Source organism: Commensalibacter sp. Nvir (assembly GCF_963921845.1).
Classification (GTDB): domain Bacteria; phylum Pseudomonadota; class Alphaproteobacteria; order Acetobacterales; family Acetobacteraceae; genus Commensalibacter.
This window is the reverse complement of record NZ_CAWUGZ010000071.1, coordinates 1-18,553: the sequence shown is the minus strand read 5'-3', so window position 1 is coordinate 18,553 and position 18,553 is coordinate 1. Positions and strand designations below refer to the sequence as shown.

The 18,553-nt window shown below is 41.0% G+C and carries 17 protein-coding genes and 2 tRNA genes; 10 read left to right on the top strand and 9 right to left on the bottom strand.

Features of this window, described 5'->3' with window-relative positions:
• Positions 1 to 63: 63 nt before the first annotated feature.
• The 3 genes from AABE15_RS04995 to AABE15_RS04985 form a co-directional block, all read right to left on the bottom strand.
• Entirely contained in the window at positions 64 to 321 is a 258-nt protein-coding gene (locus tag AABE15_RS04995) for a type II toxin-antitoxin system RelB/DinJ family antitoxin (RefSeq protein ID WP_338330184.1), read from the bottom strand.
• A gap of 73 nt (positions 322 to 394) precedes the next feature.
• Positions 395 to 721 carry a type II toxin-antitoxin system HicB family antitoxin gene (locus AABE15_RS04990; RefSeq protein WP_338330183.1) on the bottom strand — a complete coding sequence of 109 codons (327 nt, stop codon included), beginning with the start codon at positions 719 to 721 and terminating at the stop codon, positions 395 to 397.
• Entirely contained in the window at positions 718 to 972 is a 255-nt protein-coding gene (locus AABE15_RS04985; protein WP_338330182.1) for a type II toxin-antitoxin system HicA family toxin, read from the bottom strand. Before AABE15_RS04985 ends, AABE15_RS04990 begins: the two co-directional genes overlap by 4 nt.
• A gap of 322 nt (positions 973 to 1,294) precedes the next feature.
• Here AABE15_RS04985 and AABE15_RS04980 point away from each other — a divergent pair, with 322 nt between their 5' ends.
• The 7 genes from AABE15_RS04980 (at position 1,295) to AABE15_RS04950 (ending at position 8,807) form a co-directional block, all read left to right on the top strand.
• On the top strand, positions 1,295 to 1,612 hold the full coding sequence (locus AABE15_RS04980; protein ID WP_338330181.1) for a hypothetical protein: 318 nt from the start codon (positions 1,295 to 1,297) through the stop codon (positions 1,610 to 1,612).
• The gene (locus AABE15_RS04975; protein ID WP_338330180.1) at positions 1,593 to 2,858 is read left to right on the top strand and encodes a baseplate J/gp47 family protein; all 1,266 of its coding nucleotides are present in this window, start codon (positions 1,593 to 1,595) and stop codon (positions 2,856 to 2,858) included. The genes AABE15_RS04980 and AABE15_RS04975 overlap by 20 nt, the downstream gene beginning before the upstream one ends.
• Positions 2,851 to 3,531 carry a DUF2612 domain-containing protein gene (locus AABE15_RS04970; RefSeq protein ID WP_338330179.1) on the top strand — a complete coding sequence of 227 codons (681 nt, stop codon included), beginning with the start codon at positions 2,851 to 2,853 and terminating at the stop codon, positions 3,529 to 3,531. Before AABE15_RS04975 ends, AABE15_RS04970 begins: the two co-directional genes overlap by 8 nt.
• Positions 3,532 to 3,540: 9 nt before the next feature.
• Positions 3,541 to 5,037, top strand: a complete 1,497-nt coding sequence (locus AABE15_RS04965) for a hypothetical protein (RefSeq protein ID WP_338330178.1) — start codon at positions 3,541 to 3,543, stop codon at positions 5,035 to 5,037.
• Between the two features lie 7 nt (positions 5,038 to 5,044).
• Positions 5,045 to 5,533, top strand: a complete 489-nt coding sequence (locus AABE15_RS04960) for a hypothetical protein (RefSeq protein ID WP_338330177.1) — start codon at positions 5,045 to 5,047, stop codon at positions 5,531 to 5,533.
• A 3-nt stretch (positions 5,534 to 5,536) separates the two neighbouring features.
• Positions 5,537 to 5,998 carry a hypothetical protein gene (locus AABE15_RS04955; protein ID WP_338330176.1) on the top strand — a complete coding sequence of 154 codons (462 nt, stop codon included), beginning with the start codon at positions 5,537 to 5,539 and terminating at the stop codon, positions 5,996 to 5,998.
• Between the two features lie 91 nt (positions 5,999 to 6,089).
• Positions 6,090 to 8,807: a hypothetical protein gene (locus tag AABE15_RS04950; protein ID WP_338330175.1), complete on the top strand. Its 2,718-nt coding sequence runs from the start codon at positions 6,090 to 6,092 to the stop codon at positions 8,805 to 8,807.
• A gap of 125 nt (positions 8,808 to 8,932) precedes the next feature.
• Here the strand turns inward: AABE15_RS04950 and AABE15_RS04945 are convergent.
• The 5 genes from AABE15_RS04945 to AABE15_RS04925 all read right to left on the bottom strand — a co-directional run bounded on the left by AABE15_RS04945 (position 8,933) and on the right by AABE15_RS04925 (position 14,934).
• Positions 8,933 to 9,008: transfer RNA gene (locus AABE15_RS04945), tRNA-Glu, on the bottom strand.
• A gap of 59 nt (positions 9,009 to 9,067) precedes the next feature.
• Positions 9,068 to 10,888, bottom strand: a complete 1,821-nt coding sequence (gene recJ, locus AABE15_RS04940; RefSeq protein WP_338330174.1) for a single-stranded-DNA-specific exonuclease RecJ — start codon at positions 10,886 to 10,888, stop codon at positions 9,068 to 9,070.
• Positions 10,889 to 10,907: 19 nt separating this feature from the next.
• Positions 10,908 to 11,909, bottom strand: a complete 1,002-nt coding sequence (gene glpX, locus AABE15_RS04935; RefSeq protein ID WP_338330173.1) for a class II fructose-bisphosphatase — start codon at positions 11,907 to 11,909, stop codon at positions 10,908 to 10,910.
• 779 nt (positions 11,910 to 12,688) lie between these two features.
• Positions 12,689 to 13,876, bottom strand: coding sequence for an LL-diaminopimelate aminotransferase (locus AABE15_RS04930; protein WP_338330172.1), 1,188 nt, complete (start codon positions 13,874 to 13,876; stop codon positions 12,689 to 12,691).
• A gap of 29 nt (positions 13,877 to 13,905) precedes the next feature.
• Positions 13,906 to 14,934: an OmpA family protein gene (locus tag AABE15_RS04925; RefSeq protein WP_338330171.1), complete on the bottom strand. Its 1,029-nt coding sequence runs from the start codon at positions 14,932 to 14,934 to the stop codon at positions 13,906 to 13,908.
• A gap of 260 nt (positions 14,935 to 15,194) precedes the next feature.
• On the opposite strand from AABE15_RS04925, the gene AABE15_RS04920 reads away from it, so the two are divergent.
• Both AABE15_RS04920 and AABE15_RS04915 read left to right on the top strand, forming a co-directional pair.
• Complete coding sequence (locus AABE15_RS04920; RefSeq protein ID WP_338330170.1) at positions 15,195 to 15,863, top strand: ATP-dependent Clp protease proteolytic subunit; 669 nt, start codon at positions 15,195 to 15,197, stop codon at positions 15,861 to 15,863.
• Between the two features lie 32 nt (positions 15,864 to 15,895).
• Entirely contained in the window at positions 15,896 to 16,885 is a 990-nt protein-coding gene (locus AABE15_RS04915) for a ferritin-like domain-containing protein (protein WP_338330169.1), read from the top strand.
• Between the two features lie 202 nt (positions 16,886 to 17,087).
• Here the strand turns inward: AABE15_RS04915 and AABE15_RS04910 are convergent, their stop codons facing one another.
• Entirely contained in the window at positions 17,088 to 18,134 is a 1,047-nt protein-coding gene (locus tag AABE15_RS04910; protein ID WP_338330168.1) for an ABC transporter substrate-binding protein, read from the bottom strand.
• An 85-nt stretch (positions 18,135 to 18,219) separates the two neighbouring features.
• On the opposite strand from AABE15_RS04910, the gene AABE15_RS04905 reads away from it, so the two are divergent.
• Positions 18,220 to 18,295: transfer RNA gene (locus AABE15_RS04905), tRNA-Asn, on the top strand.
• Positions 18,296 to 18,553 lie beyond the last annotated feature (258 nt).

Here is an 18,553-nt window from a genome sequence, read left to right as displayed (position 1 = left end):
AAAACGGTTCGATACCGTCCTTTTTTTTCTCGCTTTAAATCGCGTTTGAATTGTCCCGTCTGTTTAATCGTCCGCATCTAATTCAGCCTGCAACGTTTTTATCGTAATGGTTTCTACGTTGCCCGCACGAGCATCGCGCATGGCTTGAATGGTTGTTTCGTTGGGGACTAACGGTTCAAAGGGTAAGGCTTTTTCTTTGGCAACGCGGGTTAACATTAATCTCACAGCATCGGAAACCGTCAACCCCATTGCTGCAAGAACGGCAGCAGCTTCTTCTTTAATGGTTTTATCAATACGAGTTTGAACCAATTGATTGGGCATAAGGAATACTCCTTTCATGGAATGGAATTGCATTACATTGTAATACAAATCAGTAAAAGAAGCAACGATAAACTCAAACGGCTTTTTCTAATGTTTCAGCAATCCAAGCGTTGAGGCTTTTGTTTTTTTGTTTCGCTTTGACCACGATGCGTTCATGTAACGATGGATGGATTCGAAGATTAAAGCGACCCGAAAAGGGTTTGTCAGGGTTTTTTCCTTTGGTTTTACAAAAGTCCAAATAATCTTCAACGGAATCGGTTAGAGCTTGTTTTAATTCATCAATCGAGCGTCCTTGAAAAGTGATTACATCAGAAATATTAATGACTTCGCCGTGGAAGATATCGGCTTCAGGATCGTAATCAAACACGCCCGTATAGTTTTTATAATGAAGAATACTCATAGGTCTACTCCTGCATTTAAAAGAAAACGACGAACAGATTTTACAGCGTCTTTATCCGTAACAGGGTGGGGATGGGGTCGATGAAACGTAGCCAAAACACCATTCAAGCAAACGCGAACCCGCGAACCGTTTCCTTCGGTAATTTCCGCTCCGCAAGCAAGAAATAAAGATTCAATGTCAGCCCACGTAATATTAGGCCTAACTGGATCCTGAAAGATGGCTTTTAAAGTCTTTTTCTGTTTGCTGTTCATAGTGTATTAAGTACTATTTTTTGGTACTAAAATCAATAGGGTTTGCTTTTGTTTTTGATCAACAAAAAGTGATTGTGAATTGAGAAAAAAGAATCCCTATAGAATGTGCTGAAGCGTTATAGTTTCCTTCTTTAAAGGGGTATTTTAGACAAAACATATTTAAACCGTTGAAAAAGGTAAACTCTTTTTATTGTTATCGATTTTTTTCCTTCAATTGCAAATGCAGAACAATGATTTGATAACCACCCCTAAGCCACCTTAACCGGTGGCTTTTTTATTGGAGAAATTAATGGATTTATTACTTACAAACGAGTGGGATTTAATGGACGATGGAGGAGGTGGAATTGCGTTGACCCCATCTTTTGCGTATTCCGTTGCCCAAAAAACGGCCAATGAGATTAAGCTCTTCAAAGGCGAAGGATGGTATGATCGATCACAAGGCGTTTCTCATTTTCAGGATATTCTTGGCGTTAATCCAAACTGGGGTTATATCCGCACGCTTTTGCTTGGGTGCGCATTGGGAATTGACGGGGTCACGGATGCCACTATTGATCTTTACGTCAATGATAAAAGGCAGTTGGGCGGTAATATTTTCATTCTGACGCAGGAAGGGGAAATAAATGTCCAATACATCAACTAACGTAAAACCCATTCAGTGGGATGATAATGGTTTAATCGTGCCTGAAGAAAGTGAAATCTTGACTGGGCTTATCGAAGATTTTCAAAATGCGTTTAACAACAAGCTGGATTTTTACGATAGCACGGGTAAGTTTTTACTTTCCACACCGCAAGGGCAGTTGGTGACGTCCATGGCTGCGATTATATCGGATCGCAATCGGTTGCTGGCGTATTACGTTAATCAGGTTAATCCTGACTATGCCTTGGGACGTATGCAGGATGGGATTGGACAAATTTATTTTATTGAGCGTCGTCCCGCAACCTATACGGAAGTGGTAGGGGTTTGCCAGGGAGGCGTCAGTGTAGTGATTTCCAAAGGCACATTGGTGCAAGATCAAAACGGGGTTCTGTACACCGCCAAAGACGATTACACGATAGGCGACGATAGGACCGTGGATGCTACCTTTGTATGTGAAAAGGAAGGGGCGATTGAATGTCCAGCGCATTCTCTGTCTATGGTTCAAATGATTGCAGGGTGGGACAGTGTGGATAATCCCAATGCAGGCGTTGTAGGTCGTGCCATTGAAAGCCAGCAACAGTTTGAGCAAAGACGCAGGCAGGCAGTGGCAGGCAATTCCATCAATAGCGTGGATAGCATTCTAGCGACGCTGTTAAATCTGGTTGACACAACGCAGGAGCCGATTTGCCAGGATGCTTACGTGACAGAAAACAGTTTAGATACAAGCATTTCACAAGGATCGGTTCAGATAAAGCCTCATTCTGTATACGTTTGCGTGGCGGCCTTGGATAGTGAAGAAAACCAGCAAGCTATTGCTAAGGCTATTTGGACCAAAAAACCCCCTGGCTGCGATATGAATGGCGAACAGACCGTGCGCATCGTCGATGACAGTGGGTTATACAGCACCCCTCCAACGTATGCAATTACCTATTCCTATGCCACTGAGGTGCCTATCTATTTTCAAATTGTCTTGAGCCGTTCGCCCGCCGCACCTAAAAATGCCGCGGATCTGATTAAAAATGCGGTTTATGCCGCATTTTTGGGGGAAGATGGATCCATTAAACCCCGCATTGCGTCGACTATTTTAGCGTCTGATTTTTTTACCCCCATTCAAGCGTTAGGAAACTGGGTCAAAATTATCAGCTTACAGATTGGTCGGCAAAGCGGGGACAGCAATGCCGTGGTAATGGCGATTAATGAAATGCCGGTTTTGGCAAAACTAGATATCACGGTGATCGAAAATGGCTAAAGATCTAGTATTCGATCCCGACAATCCCCCTTCTTGTTTGGATCCTGACAGTACGGTGATTGCGCAATATGCTAATTCGCCTATTTTGTTAAAGCTTGTTCACCGCTTTAGTGAAAATATAAAGGTCTGTGGGTTTTTTACCGATTTTTATAATCACATCTGGAATATTGAAACGGCAAATGGACAGGGATTGAACATATGGGGCATTATCGTTGGGATTAATCGCACGGTGGAAACCTTCACGGGTTTCTTTTGGGGGTTCAACGAAGAAACCTTGTTGTTGGCACGTCCGTATCACGACGACACAGGATATAATGACGGCTTGACCGATCCAACCGACCGGCGAACCGCTTTGGGCATGTTTCGCGATGAGCAAGAATTGCAAGGGGAAATAACCTTCAATGATGTTAATTTTAGGAAACTCATCCTTGCCAAAGCCCATGCCAACATCAGCACTTATACAGTGTCTGATCTGAATAAAATTCTAATGTTAATTTTTGGAAATAAAACTGAGGGGCATGAAGTTTATATTCAAGACAATCAGGACATGAGTGTAACGATTGTCTTTAATTGGATCCCCAACAGCGACGAAGTGGCCATTCTTATGAACGCGGGTATTTTATTTAAGCCTGCTGGCGTTGAAGCAAACGTTGATTTTCACTTAAAACAATGAGGTTTTACCATGGCTTTAACTAGACCCACTCCCTTTTTGTCAAAATGGGCAGAAAACGGCAAGCGCTTTGACGTGCCGGATACTGGTGGCGATACCGCCAACGGCAAGGCGGATATGCAAACGGGCTTTCCCGAAATTACCATGAGGTCGGTATTAAAGGGGGGCGTTCCCCCTTGGGGGCAAGACCATAATGGGATCCTCTATCAAATTACGCAAAGTATCCAGTGGATGCAGGCAGGGGGATTGGAAACCTTTGACCAGGATTTATGCAATAAAACGGGCGGCTATCCTGTGGGGGCGATTGTGCAATCCAGTGATACGACCAAACCTTGGGTATTGTGGCAGAACTTACAAGATGGCAACGCCGTGGATCCCAATGGCTTAAAAATTAATAATGCTTCGGAACAAAGTGGCTGGCGACGTTATCCTGCTATCGAAGCCAAGGATGGGGCGACGCTGTATTACAACGACGCGGGGGAGCTGGCTATTTTCACCGCGCAAAACACCAGCGTCAAATACGTGTCGTGGAGCACCGGCAACGACACAACGGGGGATGGCACCCGCAAAAATCCATACAAGACGATTGACAAGGCTATCACGGTATCGCCTTCCAGTGGACAGATTACCATCAAAATATTAGATGTGGACGATCATTATATTGTGGGTATGAACGATGCGGTGACCAAAGACCCAAGCCAGTACACCCCAGGACCCGTTTACACAGCCAGTGATAATATTACCCAAGAACCGACAGAAACCATATCCACCAGCATTAACGTGGGCATACGCAGTGTTATTATCGAGCCTTACAATAACCCGGATGGGAAAACCGATGGTCCCGATGGGTGGGAAGAGTTGATTAATCTGGCTCAAGTTAATACGGGGGATGGCTGGTGGGGCTATTGTGTGGATGACGATGCGTTAACGTCTCGAGGGCTAAGACGGCCTGTTCTTTATAAACTATGGTGTTATCTGTATATCCGCGATAACGGTAAATGGATTACCTCTTCTTTACGATATTGTGGGTTCAATGGTATTGAGGGATCGTTTTCAGTTGGATTCCTAGGATGCAAATTAGCGAACTATAATTTAGATGCACTTAATAATGCTCCTTTTGTGATGGCTTCTGCGTTTGAAGAAAATGGCGGATCCTACATTTACAACGGCTGCATCATTGATCTTTTGTGCACCCCCAGCACTTACAACAAATACTCAATGGGTGGAACGGAAATAACCTCTTCCACCCTTTCGTTCAGAAGAAATAATGTGTTTGTGAATGAGCAGCAAAACACGGCAGGGTTATTTATAGGAGTAGGAGGTAAATTAACATTGACCATTACTGCGGATGGATCCGGAACCTTGCCCTCTACCAGTTACAACTATATCACCAGTAACGTAAATAGTTTCTTATCCAAAAGCAGTTCCTATACAACGGGCACGTTAACCCAAATTGCCAAACCATCGCCGCATTATGCTTATCTGGATACCAATATTTTAATCACTTAGGGGTCATATGAAACGTTTAATGAAGTATAGCTTACATCCCTATCGTATTTATGAAGTTTCAAAAAAAATATTTCAGAACATAGGGGTTTTCCCAAACAAAACCTTGTCGGATTATTTAGACTATAGTGTCGATTTTAGCCAGCGATTACAAAAAGGCGAACGTCTTATAAGTGGTAGGGTTAGGATAGAAGGGGCTGGATTAATAGTAACGTCAGTGGTGGCAGAGGGGTCTTATTTAACGGCTTTTATCAAGGGTGGAGAGGCTAATGAAACCTATTATTTGTCCTATCAGGCTCAAAGCAACTTGGGGGGATCATTTATCCAGGAACTGGTAATGTCTGTCGTAGGAAGGAAAGAGAAAGCCATAAAAAAGAAATACTCTTTTTTAACATTTAAGCCAGGAATAAAACCTTCGGATACGACTCCTCCATTGAACGCACTTCGAATTAATGGCCGCTATCTAGTAACGGATAGCGGTTTTTTTATGGGAATTTAAAGTATGGAAAATCGAAAAAACTGTTGTGAACGTAGTGCATTATCCAGTTTTAGTGCGTGTGATACGCAAAGCGAAGTGTCGTCAGTGGAAACGGAGGTTATTGTCGATACCACGAACATACAGCCCGAGGATCAAATTTTAATTGTTCGCAAAAACGAAACAGAAGCCAAAGTTTACAAAGCTTCTTTTTTTGAAATGGACTCTGAAACTGCGTTGCTACTACTGCAAAAAGCGGTGCAGGCGATGCCTCGAACGGATCCAGCCGATGGAATGTCCTTGTGGTTGAATAACGGCGCCATTTGTTTGGCCAGTGGCGATGCCAATCAACTAGGCACCCTGTCGCCCCCCGCCATGAAGCAATCCTTACAAGCCGTTATGGATACGTTACCCACCCATGACCCTGGCGATGGATCGCCTTGGCTCAACGGTGGCGTATTGATGCGCGGAACGCTCAAAACCCCTTAATGCTACGGTTTAGTTTAAAACCTCATTCACAACCCCTCTTCATAACCGTCCCCAAAGGGCGGTTTTTTTATGACACAAAGGAATACCACTCATGTCTTGTTATTCACAAGGAAGTCACATTATTATCGTTCCCGGTGGCTGTTTGGATCATCGTGAGATCCATCTGCAATGCAAATCCCCCCAAGAACGGGTTACCTATCAATTTTCGCTAGCCAATCGTTTGGCCCCTAACGATTTCATTGTGGATGTCACGGCGTGGCCTTCGGACGAACAGGTGGGGATTGATGCCTTTCACGTGAATGGGCAGACGTTTAGCGCCCGGATCAGTGGGGGAACCCTAAATACCAAAAGCGGCATTCGTTTCTTGGTGACCACCAAATCCAACGAAGTGCGTGAGTTTGACGTGACCTTACCGGTTGCCCCTGCCGGGGTGGTGGAGAAAGGTCCTTGTGGCGAGTATGTCATTGGCGACACCGGTCCGATGGGTCCGCAAGGGCGTGCCGCCACCGTTGAAGTGGGCAAAGTCTTCCCCACGTTTCCAGGCGGTGACCCTATGGTCATCAACCAAGGTACTGCGAGCGATGCGGTATTGGATTTTGTCTTACCTCGAGGCGATGTCGGTCCACAAGGACCTCAAGGCGATACAGGCCCCACCGGCCCCCAAGGTGAGCCCGGTGAACAGGGCGAACAAGGCAAAGCGGGCACGCAGATTTTATTGTCCAATCGCGATCCCGTGTTGGCCGATGCCAAGGAAAATATTCTCTGGTTGAATGACGTTACAGGGGATTGGTTCGAAACCGTTCCCGCTGGCGATAATCGCTTTCACTGGATCAAAACGGGCAATTTGAAAGGCGAAGCGGGCAGCGTTATCTACACCGGCACAACCGATCCAGTGTATAATGCCATCTATAAAGCGAACGATCTGTATTTTAACAGCACAACCAGCGTTTTGTTTACCTATGGCGAAAAACAATGGTTGAAATTATCGTGCCTGAAAGGCGAACAAGGCACACGGGGATCGTTGTGGTTCTTTGGGCAAGAAGATCCCGTAGTGTCTAAAAATGCCCAAGAAGGCGACGGCTACGTCAATACCAACAGCTATGATGTGTTTGTCTTTAATGGCAGCAACTGGCAGAAGATCGGTAATATTAAAGGACAACAAGGTGATAAAGGGGCGACCGGAGATACTGGTGCACAAGGTCCACAAGGTCAAATGGGATTAAAAGGCGACGATGGCTCGCGTTGGTATGTCGGCAGTACGATACCCGATGCCACCACAGGCCAAGACGATCCACGCGGGAAACCTCGGGCGGGCGATCAATATCTTTATATGAACGCCACCACCAATGAGGCCGATGCTTATATCTATTCCAATACCGGTGCATGGCTAGGTCCTTTGGGGAAAGTATCCGGTCCACAAGGAAAAGCCGCCACCATTACCGTGGTGGATAAAGTGATTCCTTTGGACGCTGGAACGGCACCTTCGGTGAGTAATCTTGGCAATGAAAACGACGCTATTTTTCAATTTTCCTTGCCTAAAGGGGACACAGGGGCTACCGGTGCCGCGGGAAAAGACGGGGCAGACGGCAGTAAGATCTATTTTGGCTCCAGCGATCCCCAGCCGTCTTCTCTTTATCGCCTGGCGGATCTATGGATCAACAGCACAACGTTCGATGTCTTTACCTTTAACGGCACCACCTGGCAAAAAATCGGCAACAGTAAAGGCGATGCCGCCACCGTAACGGTTGGCAAGATCACCACTGGAGATGCTGGGACTGATGCGTCCGTGACCAACAGTGGCACGTCCAGCGCCGCTGTGTTTGACTTTACCATTCCTAAGGGGGCTAAAGGTGACACTGGAGCAGCGGGGAAAGACGGTGCGGCTGCTACCATAGCCGTTGGCAAAACCACCACGGGCGACGCAGGAATAGCTGCTGCAGTAATCAATAGTGGCACCTCTAGTGCGGCTACATTTGACTTCACCATTCCAAAAGGAGACAAGGGCGAAAAAGGGGATACGGGGGCTGCTGGAACCTCATATGTGAATGATGGCACGGTAGCGTTAGACGTTGCAACGATTACTTCAGATGGAGGGAAAGTTAAAACTGACGGGTTAGGGAACGTTACGTGTAATAGCTTAAAAACAACAACCGATTTTATTACAAATACAATTGAATGCCAAACGCTAACAGCAACTAATAATTTCAATATATACAAACTTCACTCCTTATATGGAGGTAATCCTACCGCTTTGGGAGGTGGAGAAAGTTGCATACTCGTAAACAATGTTACCGTTTGTCCAAGTGATGCCGATCCTACCTCTACAAAATTGCGAAGAGGATTTTATCTTACAAGTGACGGGGATTTTTATATCACGAACAATTATGTCCCTGTTACAGTAACTGATACCACTTCGAGTTCAGCCAATGCTTCCCTTGTTGATTACGATTATGTTCTTTCTGTAGATAAAGACACGAAACTGGCTGCGATTAAAAACATAAAAACGAATACCCAAACCCCTTGTGCATACTATCTGATAGACAACTCAGGGATTCCAACCACATCTATTCCTATCGGAGTTCTTGCCTATAACAAAACAACAAACCTGCCCACGGTGTGGAATGGAATAAAATGGGTTGATCTCACGGCTGCGGTTTCCTCTCTGTCCTATGTTGAAGCGGATCAAAAAGCCAATGTAGATACCAAAACGTTAAAAGTAGGCGCTCAATCTTACGACACAACAGCCAAAAAACCTTGCTGGTGGAACGGTACAGAATGGACAGACGCCATGGGGAATCAACTGGCTTAAAAACAGTAATTTATGGTGTAAAAATTGGTGTAAATTTAACAAAATTTTACACCTTTTTACTAAGAAATTACACCATAAAACAAAGTTTGAACTTCTATATAATGGCTATATACCAACATTTTTCTTGGCGTCCCGTACGGGAGTCGAACCCGTGTTGCCGCCGTGAGAGGGCAGTGTCCTAGGCCTCTAGACGAACGGGACAGAGGCAATGATTATTTTGATATAGAGGTGTATGGCATCGGTCAAGTATAAAATGACTTTTATATAAAAACAGCGTCTTTTATATGAAAATCAGCAGTTTCTTTTCCATTCCAATGGTTTACTCGTAACCAGCCAGCCAAGTGCATCGGTCGACGATTATGAACATCTTCTAGATACGGTGTGATCGGATTTTGATCCGAGCGAAATAAAAGTGCTTTCAAGTTGGTACCATTTTCTCCTTGGATTGTCAGTCGAAGGGTATGGTTGGCTTTGCCAATGCGATCTGAACGTACTATGTTTACGTACGATAAGACAATAAGTGGTTCTTCGTTACCATTACCAAAAGGTGAAAGACGAGCAATTTGTTTTGCCAACTCTAGGGAAGCCCCTGCAATCGTTGTTACCCCTTCTATTTCTAAATCGATTAAGGTTGGACAAGAGGCTGCCTTACAAAGATAATGGTTTAAAAAATCGTGAAGTTCGTTAATATGATTTTTTTCATAACTAAATCCTGCCGCCATGGCATGGCCACCGCCTTGTAATACGAGCCCTGCTTGTTTTGCGGCGATGATCGCTGCCCCCAAATCCACGCCTACGATTGATCGTCCTGATCCTTTGACAATGCCATTCGGTAATTCAGCACCTGCTAAGGTGGGTCTATTGAAATGTTCTTTAATTCTACCTGCTACAATCCCTACGATCCCTGGATGCCAATGCGGATCCTGTAGCATAATGACGGCATGACCCTTTTTGTGTTGGGCGAAAGCAAGCTCGGTTGCTTTTTGCAGTATATCTTGTTCAATAGTCTGTCTTTGTTTATTAATAGCGTCTAACCTTTCGGCAATGCGGGTTGCTTCGAGACTATTTCTAGCAATCAGTAACTTTAAGCCTAGATCAGATTCTGAAATGCGCCCTCCCGCATTAATGCGTGGTCCCAACGCAAAACCACAACTAAACACATCGGGCTCGGTATAAATACCAGCAATTTCTAAAAGTGCCTGAATGCCAATACGCTCACGCTTAGCCATAATTTTTAAGCCTTGAGTCACCAAGGCTCGGTTTAAGCCGATTAAAGGCATTACGTCGCATATGGTTGAGAGTGCGACTAAATCCAGTAAACTCAGAAGATTAGGTTCTTTTTTGTTGGTAAAGAAGTGTTTTTTTCTTAAAGCTCTGATAATGGCAATAGACGCCATAAAACTGAGCGCACCTGCACAAAGCTGTCCTAGTCCAGATGAGCAGTCTAACCGATTAGGGTTTACGGTGGCGGTTATGTTAGGGAGGTTATCCGATTTGTGGTGATCGAAAACGATAAAATTTGCGTGATTTGATTTTATTTCTTGAAAAATATAATTGGATGCAGTTCCGCAGTCTACACAGATAATGACGGTTGCACCTTGTTCAATTAATAAATTTAAAGCCTGGGCATTGGGGCCATATCCTTCTTTTAGACGATCGGGAATGTACGTTAAAGGTTTTAATCCCAAACTTAAAAAAAGTTCATATAAAATAGCAGTAGCACATGCACCGTCCACATCATAATCCCCAAAAATTGCAATTTTTTCATTGCTAATAATTGCATTTACGATACGATCGGTAGCAATATCCATATCTTTTAAGCAATAAGGATCAGGCAAAAAGTTACGTAGGGTAGGAAAGAGAAAATGTTCAACATTTTCTGCTTGAATGTTTCTTAAGGCAATCATTTTACCGATAAACTCATAAAGGGATACTTTTTGAGCAATCCATTGTGCTTGCCTATTTAAAGTGTTCGTATCCAGAAAAGAAGATTGTTTCCATAGCCATCTTCTGCCTGATAAACTTTTTTTTATATTAAGTACACTGCTAGGTTCTGTTGTTAAATTTGATTGATTTGACACGTCAAGTTACAACACCACATTAAAATTGCTTAAAATCTATAGGTTTTATTAAGGCATTATGACGTGCTTTAACAAAACGTACAGTTTTAGAAGAAGATCGGGTCACGATAGAGTTAGTCCATACATAGTCACCTCGCCACTGAACGCCTTTGAGAATATCGCCGTTTGTTACACCTGTCGCTGAAAAAAGAACATTTCCTCTAGCCATGTCCGTGATCAGCAATTTACGTTCGGGATCGTTGGGATTCATTTTTTGTGCACGATCAATTTGCGATTGGTCTTCAAATAATAAACGCCCTTGCATTTGTCCATCAAAGCATCGTAACGCAGCAGCAGCCAAAACACCTTCTGGAGCCCCGCCGGAACCTATATAAATATCAACATCACTATCAGGAACACAGGTGGCGATGATGCCGGCAACGTCACCATCAGACAATAATTTGATGCGAACCCCTATTTCATGAGCTTTGGCTATCATTTCTTTATGTCTAGGTCTATCTAGAGTGCTGAGAGTTATCTCAGAGACATCAACTCTTCTAGCTCTGGCTAGGTTTTTTAGATTTTTTTCCAGCGTATTATCAATATCGATGACTTGATCTGGATAACCTGGTCCGATAGCAATTTTATCCATATAAATATCGGGGGCATGTAAAAAATTTCCTTTTTCAGCTAAAGCAACGACGGTAATAGCATTAGCATAATTTTTAGCAACGAGATTCGTTCCTTCTAATGGGTCAACAGCAATATCCATTTCCGGTCCACCCGATCCAACTTTTTCGCCAATGTAAAGCATAGGCGCCTCATCCATTTCGCCTTCCCCTATGACGACTGTTCCGGAGATGGCTACGGTATCAAAAGCATTTCTCATTCCTTCAACAGCAGCGTTATCGGCTTCATTTTTGAGACCTCTTCCTATCCAGTGGAATGATTTAATAGCAGCGGCTTCGGTAACCCGAACCAATTCAAGCGCTAAATTTCGATCAGAAACTTTAAAGATGGTAGGAGGTGAAGATAAAGGCATGAACATTTCCTTTGTAGCTAAAATTCTAATTTTTTAATACGAGCTATAATACGCTCATCATAAACAATAGGCAGTTGATAAATTGCTGTTAAAGCTAAATGAAATAGAGTTTTTAGTGTTGGGTGAAATTAAATAATAGAGGTTCATTATCTGTGTTTTGAAAATAAAAAATATTACGTTGTAATAGGCTGAGCAAAGAAACAATATGTTTTTTAAGCATAATAAAATAAAAATAACTATGTTAGGTTGAGTAATTAACTATTAAGTACACATAAATAGTTTTGCAAAAATTCAAACATAATACAAGAGTAGCAAAAATTAATTATTTTTAATCGGTTTCCTACATAAAAAGGATTATTGCTACGGGTAAGTTTAATAACAGCTTCGGTGTATATCGTAATGAAAGCTTGGCATACTTACCGCTTTCTATATTAGTTTTTTTGGAAATTTATTTTTAATCAAAAACAGCGTCAAGGATATCATTTAATATGAGGTTAAGAAGATTTGTGAAGGAATAAAGTGAGGCAAGAATTTTTGACGGATCATTAAACCAGTGAATATGAGGTAAATTAAATCTTTAAATTCTAGTTTTATATCAAAGATTAAAACCGTAATTTGCATACGATAGTTTGCTTAGTTAGTTGCAAATTTGGCTTTAGTCTATAACAACTAAGCTTAAAATATGTAATGTCTTTTACCTGTTTTAAGCTTAAGACTATTGAGGCTTAGAAGTTCGTATAAAGATCCATGAAATATTTTTCATGGTGTTGTAACGTAACTTAGCGTTGGCAATGCGTATTCATAAAATTTTTAATTGAACGGCAAGCTTGTTTGAGCCGTTGACTATTTTCAACAAGTCCAATGCGAACGAAATCGTCCCCATATTCCCCAAATCCTAAGCCTGGGGCCACTGCAACTTGAGCTTCTTTTAAAAGAAGCTTGGAAAATTCAACGCTCCCTAAGGGTTTAAAAAAGTCGGGTATAGGTGCCCATGCGAACATTGAAGCAGGTGGAGAGGGCACATCCCAACCCGCTTTGCTTAATCCCTTTATAATGGTATCTCTTCGATCTTTATAGAGTTTACGAATGTCCTTAACGTAATCCTGGGGTCCATTTAAAGCGGCAACAGCAGCAACTTGTACAGGGGTAAATGCTCCATAATCAAGATAGGATTTAATTCGCGTTAAAGCTGCGATAAGTTTTTTATTTCCTGCCGCAAAGCCGATACGCCAACCTGCCATCGAATAAGTTTTCGATAAAGAAGTAAACTCAACCGCAATGTCTTTTGCCCCAGGCACTTGCAAGATCGAAGGAGGAATTTCTTTTTCAAAATAAATTTCAGCATAAGCTAAATCAGAAAGTATCCATATAGACTCTTTTTTGGCAAAAGTAACCAGCTCGCGATAGAAATCTAAACTAGCAAGGTAAGCTGTTGGGTTTGATGGAAAATTAACGACTAGTACGGTTGGTTTGGGTACAGAATGCTTCACGGCTCTGTGCAATGCTTCTAACATTTTTTCGTCAGGTGTAGCCGGTATCGAACGAATACCTGCACCTGCAATAACAAAGCCGAATTGGTGAGTAGGGTAAGAAGGATTGGGAACAAGTATAGTGTCGCCAGGACTGGTAATGGCGGAAGCTAAATTGGCTAATCCTTCTTTGGAGCCCAAAGTAACAATGGTTTCATTTTCTGGATCAAGATCGACGTGAAATCGTTCTTGGTAATAGCGACATAATGCTTTACGTAATCCTATAATGCCTTTGCTTACAGAATATCCGTGTACTTTGGGCGAGGACATTGTTTCAATTAACTTTTTGATAACATGTTTTGGGGGCACACTATCGGGATTCCCCATGCCAAGATCAATAATGTCTTCCCCCCGGGCTCTTGCCGCTTTTTTGGCAGCATTAACTTCTGCAAACACATAAGGAGGTAAGCGTCTTATACGGTGAAATTCTTCAGACATTGAAAACTCGATTTTCAGATATAAAATTATTAAGGCTCTGTTTTTACTCGAACCCCATGACCGATAGCATGAAGTCGTATAAAAATTGATGATTCTGGCACATTATGATTAATTAACAATTTTGCAATCGTTTTTGCACGTAATAGCGCTAATGTTAAGGCTTGAGCTTGAGAATTCGCGTCGATAGAGAGTGAATCCCCATAACCATGAATATAGAAACGTTTTCCCTTATTTTTGGTAGCGATATCACTAATTATTTTTTCTTGGTTTATGTTAGGCGTATCGGAATCTGGAGGAAAAGAAATCAAATCCCCTGAAAGACTGTTGGTTTCAAGACCGGAAGGATAAAAAGGAGGCGGTAAATTTTGATTCGAAGGAATGTTAAATTGGGGGAATTGTGGTGGTAAGGGGGGATTAACAGGTATAGCAGGCAAAGTGATCGGCTGATTATTTATGTTCATTCGAAGTTCTGGAATAACTACGGGAGTATTTACCGCAGTATTTTGATCCTTTTGAGCGATCTGATTTTTTTTAGTTTCTGGTGTTTTTTTATTGGCTAGAGACGGATGTTCATCTCCAGCCGCATCCAAGGTTGCGGATGATTCTTGAGAGGTCTTTTGATTAGAATCGTTAAGATTTTGCTTTTTTGTGTCTTTAGACACGGCTGTTGGGTGTGAATTGGGAACCTCAGAAGGTTTATTTTTTGTTTGATGGTCGTCTAAGGTACCTTTATTTGGGGTGGTTGGTTTAGGTATTGAAAAAGAATCTACCGTATTCTGCCATTCTGATAGCGTTCGGTCGCGTTGCAAATTGTTGGTAATTTCTTTTCTAAGGTCCGGTGAGGGCAGTGGTGGTGCCTGGGTCGGGGTCAATCCGACGTGAGGATAAGGTTGATCGCTCCCTATAATCGGCAGTCTAGGTTGAGCAACGATTCCTCCTTCTAAATTATGGTACCAACCTACAGGTGTTTTAATGAGGGGACTGTCTGCACATCCCTCTAAACTTAAAAGACCAAGCACAAGAAAAAAATAGTGAAATGGTCTATGGATTAAAAGCACGGAAACCTCAACTTTTTGTAGTTTATCTTGATAGCAAATTTTATTAAACGATCATTGCGTAATTTTGTATGAAGTAATTCTCTTTTGCAACAGCGCACGTGAATTGAATGTTAATTTAGTAGTATTTAACCTATTAGGTTAATATAAATCGGATAAATATGTAAAAACTGTGTGTTTTTGTTTTAAGCAATGGGTTTTAGCTTTATACGTTGTAAGTAACAAAATAAAATTATTTATATTATTATAGTCAGGAATTAACAATGAGATTTAGTCTTGCATCTTTTCGTAACCCTAATTGTCTAGAGCTAGAAGATCCTGAAAACCCAGAGAATCCATCGGACAAACCTCAAGAAAAAATTTCAAAAGAAGAGGTTAGTGTCAGTAATACTGTAGAAAATAAATTATTAGAGAAACGAAAAATACTCATTTTTGGAGAAATTAACGATAAACTCGCAAAAGAAGTAACGGGTCGTTTGCTAGCTTTGGCTTATGAGTCGGATGACCCTATTGATATTTATGTTAATTCCCCTGGTGGGCATGTTGAGAGTGGCGATACAATATATGATATGATACGATTTGTTCATGAACATGCCCCTATTAATATGATTGGTACAGGATGGGTGGCGTCAGCCGGGGCATTAATTTTTGCAGCAGGTCATAAAAAAAGACGTTATTGTCTACCAAATACACGTTTTTTGTTGCATCAACCTATGGGAGGTGTCAGAGGTCCTGCTACGGATATCGATATTGAAGCAAAAGAAATTATTAAGATGAGGGAACGTTTAAACCATATTTTTGCAAAAGAGACCGATCAGTCTTTGGAAAAAATTACCAAAGATACGGATCGTAATTATTGGATATCCGCTAAAGAAGCCATTCATTATGGATTAGTGCATCGCATTATTGAACGATGGTCAGATTTAAAATAGTTTTCTGATTATATTTAAGGAGTGCTGGTTAAATGTCTAATTTGAAAGAAATCTATACAAAATTACCTGAAAACTTATCCGATTTGCCGAAAGCGAAATCGGATAAAGAACTCGAGGCAGTACATTATAGTGTTCGACATTGGATGAGTTCTATACCTGGCTCAATTAAAATTGGTAGCAATGAACATAAACAAATGGTTTGCAAAATGTTCAGAGAAACCTTTAATCCTTACAGGCCAAGTTTTATGAATTGGCCAAAATTAAGTAAAGAAGAGACAGATCGTCTAAAAAGCTTACCCATATGGGATATAGCGGTTCATACGGAAGGAAAAGCCAGATTGAGAATGGCGGCTTACGTAAAAGAATTGCTTGATCCAGAAATGGCTGATGCAATTGCTAGGAATGCTTGGGAAGAAAATCGTCATAAAGAAGTTTTATCGGATTTAGTTGATTTCTATGGTATTCCTCTTGCTTCTGAACCTTCTTATAAAATTCCTAAAGACCCAGAATGGGCTTATCTGGTTACGGGCTTTAGTGAATGTTGGGATAGTTTTTTTGCTTTTGGCTTGTTTGCTATTGCTGAAAAGTCAGGTTTTTTTTCTAAAGAGCTTATTGAAACATTTGAACCTGTCATGCAAGAAGAATGTAGGCACATTTTATTGTTTGCTAATTGGTTAGCCTATCATCGGGCTAATCTTTCTTTTTTAGCTAGAATTAAATTTGAAGCAAAAGTCTTGGCTGTCCATGGTTTTTTAATTTATGAAAGGATAGGCATAGTAAATCGAGTAGATTCAAAAGGAAAAAATTATTGTGAAGATAATAATTTTACAATTAATGGTGTGAACGAACTCAGCAATAAGCGAACAACTTTACGTGAATTTTTTCAATTATGCCTTTCTGAGAATTATAGACGGTTTTCGGGTTATGATTCCCGCTTGCTTCGTCCCAAAACAGCGCCTTTTTTAACCGAATTGATATTAAAACTTTTGCCAAATCGATTATTAAATAAACCGCTTGGATAAAATTTTGTAGTGAAACGTCACGCCGTGTGCGTTTCGCCTTTAATTTCTTTTTTTTCACTGACCATCCATGCGAATGATGACCTGCGTGATGGTTATAAGAGCATTTTTTTTGTAACAGTCGACATAATTAAAATTTAATTACTAAGCTATCTTAGTTAAAATAATTGCTTTTAATTAGCCCGTCTTTATTGCTGCTATTTGACTAAGTTTTTATTGTATAACAAAATTGTCTTGCTGTTTTTGCTGAATTTAAACTCATAGGTAATAAGTTTAAAAGTTTGAATTCATCCAGATATTGGGCAATTTGTTCCCATAATTTATTATTAATGGGTGCGATATTTTGATTTTGATGTTGTAACATTAAAAGTATATCTTGTGAACTCATAGGTTTAAGAGACTCTGTCAATAAGTCACTCGTTTTTTTAAGATTATTTTTTTGCCACATTGAGGCCATACGTATACTTTTTGCAAGAGGTGAAATAGTGTCTGGATAGTTATTAAGGAAATGATCGCTAACTCCTAAGACATAATTAATGCGGACACTCCAACTCCCGGTTTGGCTTCCTGCTAATTCATATAATTGTTTTTTTGCTGCCGTTAGGATTTGCCAAGCGAGGGGATCACTGGTGATAATGGCTTGCACCCGATTGGATAAAAGTGTGGGAAGCAGTTCTTTTTCTTCTGTTTCTATCCAGCTAATATTTTGGTCTGGATTAATTCCTTTACGTCTAAGCAAAATAGAAAGAAAAAGTTTTTCTTTTTGTCCTCCTGGTCCAACGGCAATTTTTAATTTATTTAGATCCGCCAAGCGATCTATTCGACGGTGTTTGGAAACTAACAAACGAAAATTGCTTCCTCCAGTGCCGACTAACAGTTTTCCTTTTAAACCTGATATCAATTCCGGTATCCAATCCAAAGCAGACATAACGATAGCATCGCACTTGTTTGCTTTGAAAGCGTTAAGAGCGTCTTGGCTTGTTTGAATCTGAGGAGATAATTGAACGTTTAAAGAATTTTTAACAAAAAAATTATTAGCACAGGCCACGTTAAACAGAGCATCTTGATGGCTATGAGGCCAAGCGATGCGTACTGTTTGTAAGGGAACAGAGGTTTTTTTTGATAATTTTCTTTCATTTTTCAAAGTATAAGAATAAAGGCCAGCGCCTGCCAACATGCCCATGCTGGCAAGGCTAAAAATCGTTTTACGACGCTTAACAAAATTTTGGTGTGATTGCTTGTATGAAGACATAAACAGAAATTCAAAAAAAATTAGAAATTTAAAAAAAACACTTTACCATTAATCATAAATTAAGCTATAGAGAAGTCACGGCTGATCCCGAATAGCTCAGTTGGTAGAGCAAGCGACTGTTAATCGCTTGGTCGTAGGTTCGAGTCCTACTTCGGGAGCCATATTATCTCATTTTAATTTAATCGTGCAGCTCAACAGTCTAATGATTATTTTTAGAATGTTGGTTTCCTTTTTTAAGTAGTTTACTTTGGTTATTGTGCTTATTGTATGTACTATATTATTAATATTTTGTTGTTATTTTTTCCATTATTACAAACCACTTGAAACTATGTGAGTTATTTCTGTTGGTTGTGCTTTATCAGAAAACGGAACAATGTTAAAATTACGTGTATTTTTAGGTAAAAAAGAAATTATTTAAT

What these genes read in the sequence shown, in the direction of transcription:
- AABE15_RS04975 (WP_338330180.1), top strand. Translation starts at nt 1,593, where the DNA reads ATGTCCAATACATCAACTAACGTAAAACCCATTCAGTGGGATGATAAT.
- AABE15_RS04910 (WP_338330168.1), bottom strand. Translation starts at nt 18,134, where the DNA reads ATGTCTTCATACAAGCAATCACACCAAAATTTTGTTAAGCGTCGTAAA.
- AABE15_RS04970 (WP_338330179.1), top strand. Translation starts at nt 2,851, where the DNA reads ATGGCTAAAGATCTAGTATTCGATCCCGACAATCCCCCTTCTTGTTTG.
- AABE15_RS04950 (WP_338330175.1), top strand. Translation starts at nt 6,090, where the DNA reads ATGTCTTGTTATTCACAAGGAAGTCACATTATTATCGTTCCCGGTGGC.
- AABE15_RS04960 (WP_338330177.1), top strand. Translation starts at nt 5,045, where the DNA reads ATGAAACGTTTAATGAAGTATAGCTTACATCCCTATCGTATTTATGAA.
- AABE15_RS04915 (WP_338330169.1), top strand. Translation starts at nt 15,896, where the DNA reads ATGTCTAATTTGAAAGAAATCTATACAAAATTACCTGAAAACTTATCC.
- AABE15_RS04985 (WP_338330182.1), bottom strand. Translation starts at nt 972, where the DNA reads ATGAACAGCAAACAGAAAAAGACTTTAAAAGCCATCTTTCAGGATCCA.
- AABE15_RS04990 (WP_338330183.1), bottom strand. Translation starts at nt 721, where the DNA reads ATGAGTATTCTTCATTATAAAAACTATACGGGCGTGTTTGATTACGAT.
- glpX (WP_338330173.1), bottom strand. Translation starts at nt 11,909, where the DNA reads ATGCCTTTATCTTCACCTCCTACCATCTTTAAAGTTTCTGATCGAAAT.
- AABE15_RS04995 (WP_338330184.1), bottom strand. Translation starts at nt 321, where the DNA reads ATGCCCAATCAATTGGTTCAAACTCGTATTGATAAAACCATTAAAGAA.
- AABE15_RS04980 (WP_338330181.1), top strand. Translation starts at nt 1,295, where the DNA reads ATGGACGATGGAGGAGGTGGAATTGCGTTGACCCCATCTTTTGCGTAT.
- AABE15_RS04955 (WP_338330176.1), top strand. Translation starts at nt 5,537, where the DNA reads ATGGAAAATCGAAAAAACTGTTGTGAACGTAGTGCATTATCCAGTTTT.
- AABE15_RS04920 (WP_338330170.1), top strand. Translation starts at nt 15,195, where the DNA reads ATGAGATTTAGTCTTGCATCTTTTCGTAACCCTAATTGTCTAGAGCTA.
- AABE15_RS04965 (WP_338330178.1), top strand. Translation starts at nt 3,541, where the DNA reads ATGGCTTTAACTAGACCCACTCCCTTTTTGTCAAAATGGGCAGAAAAC.
- AABE15_RS04930 (WP_338330172.1), bottom strand. Translation starts at nt 13,876, where the DNA reads ATGTCTGAAGAATTTCACCGTATAAGACGCTTACCTCCTTATGTGTTT.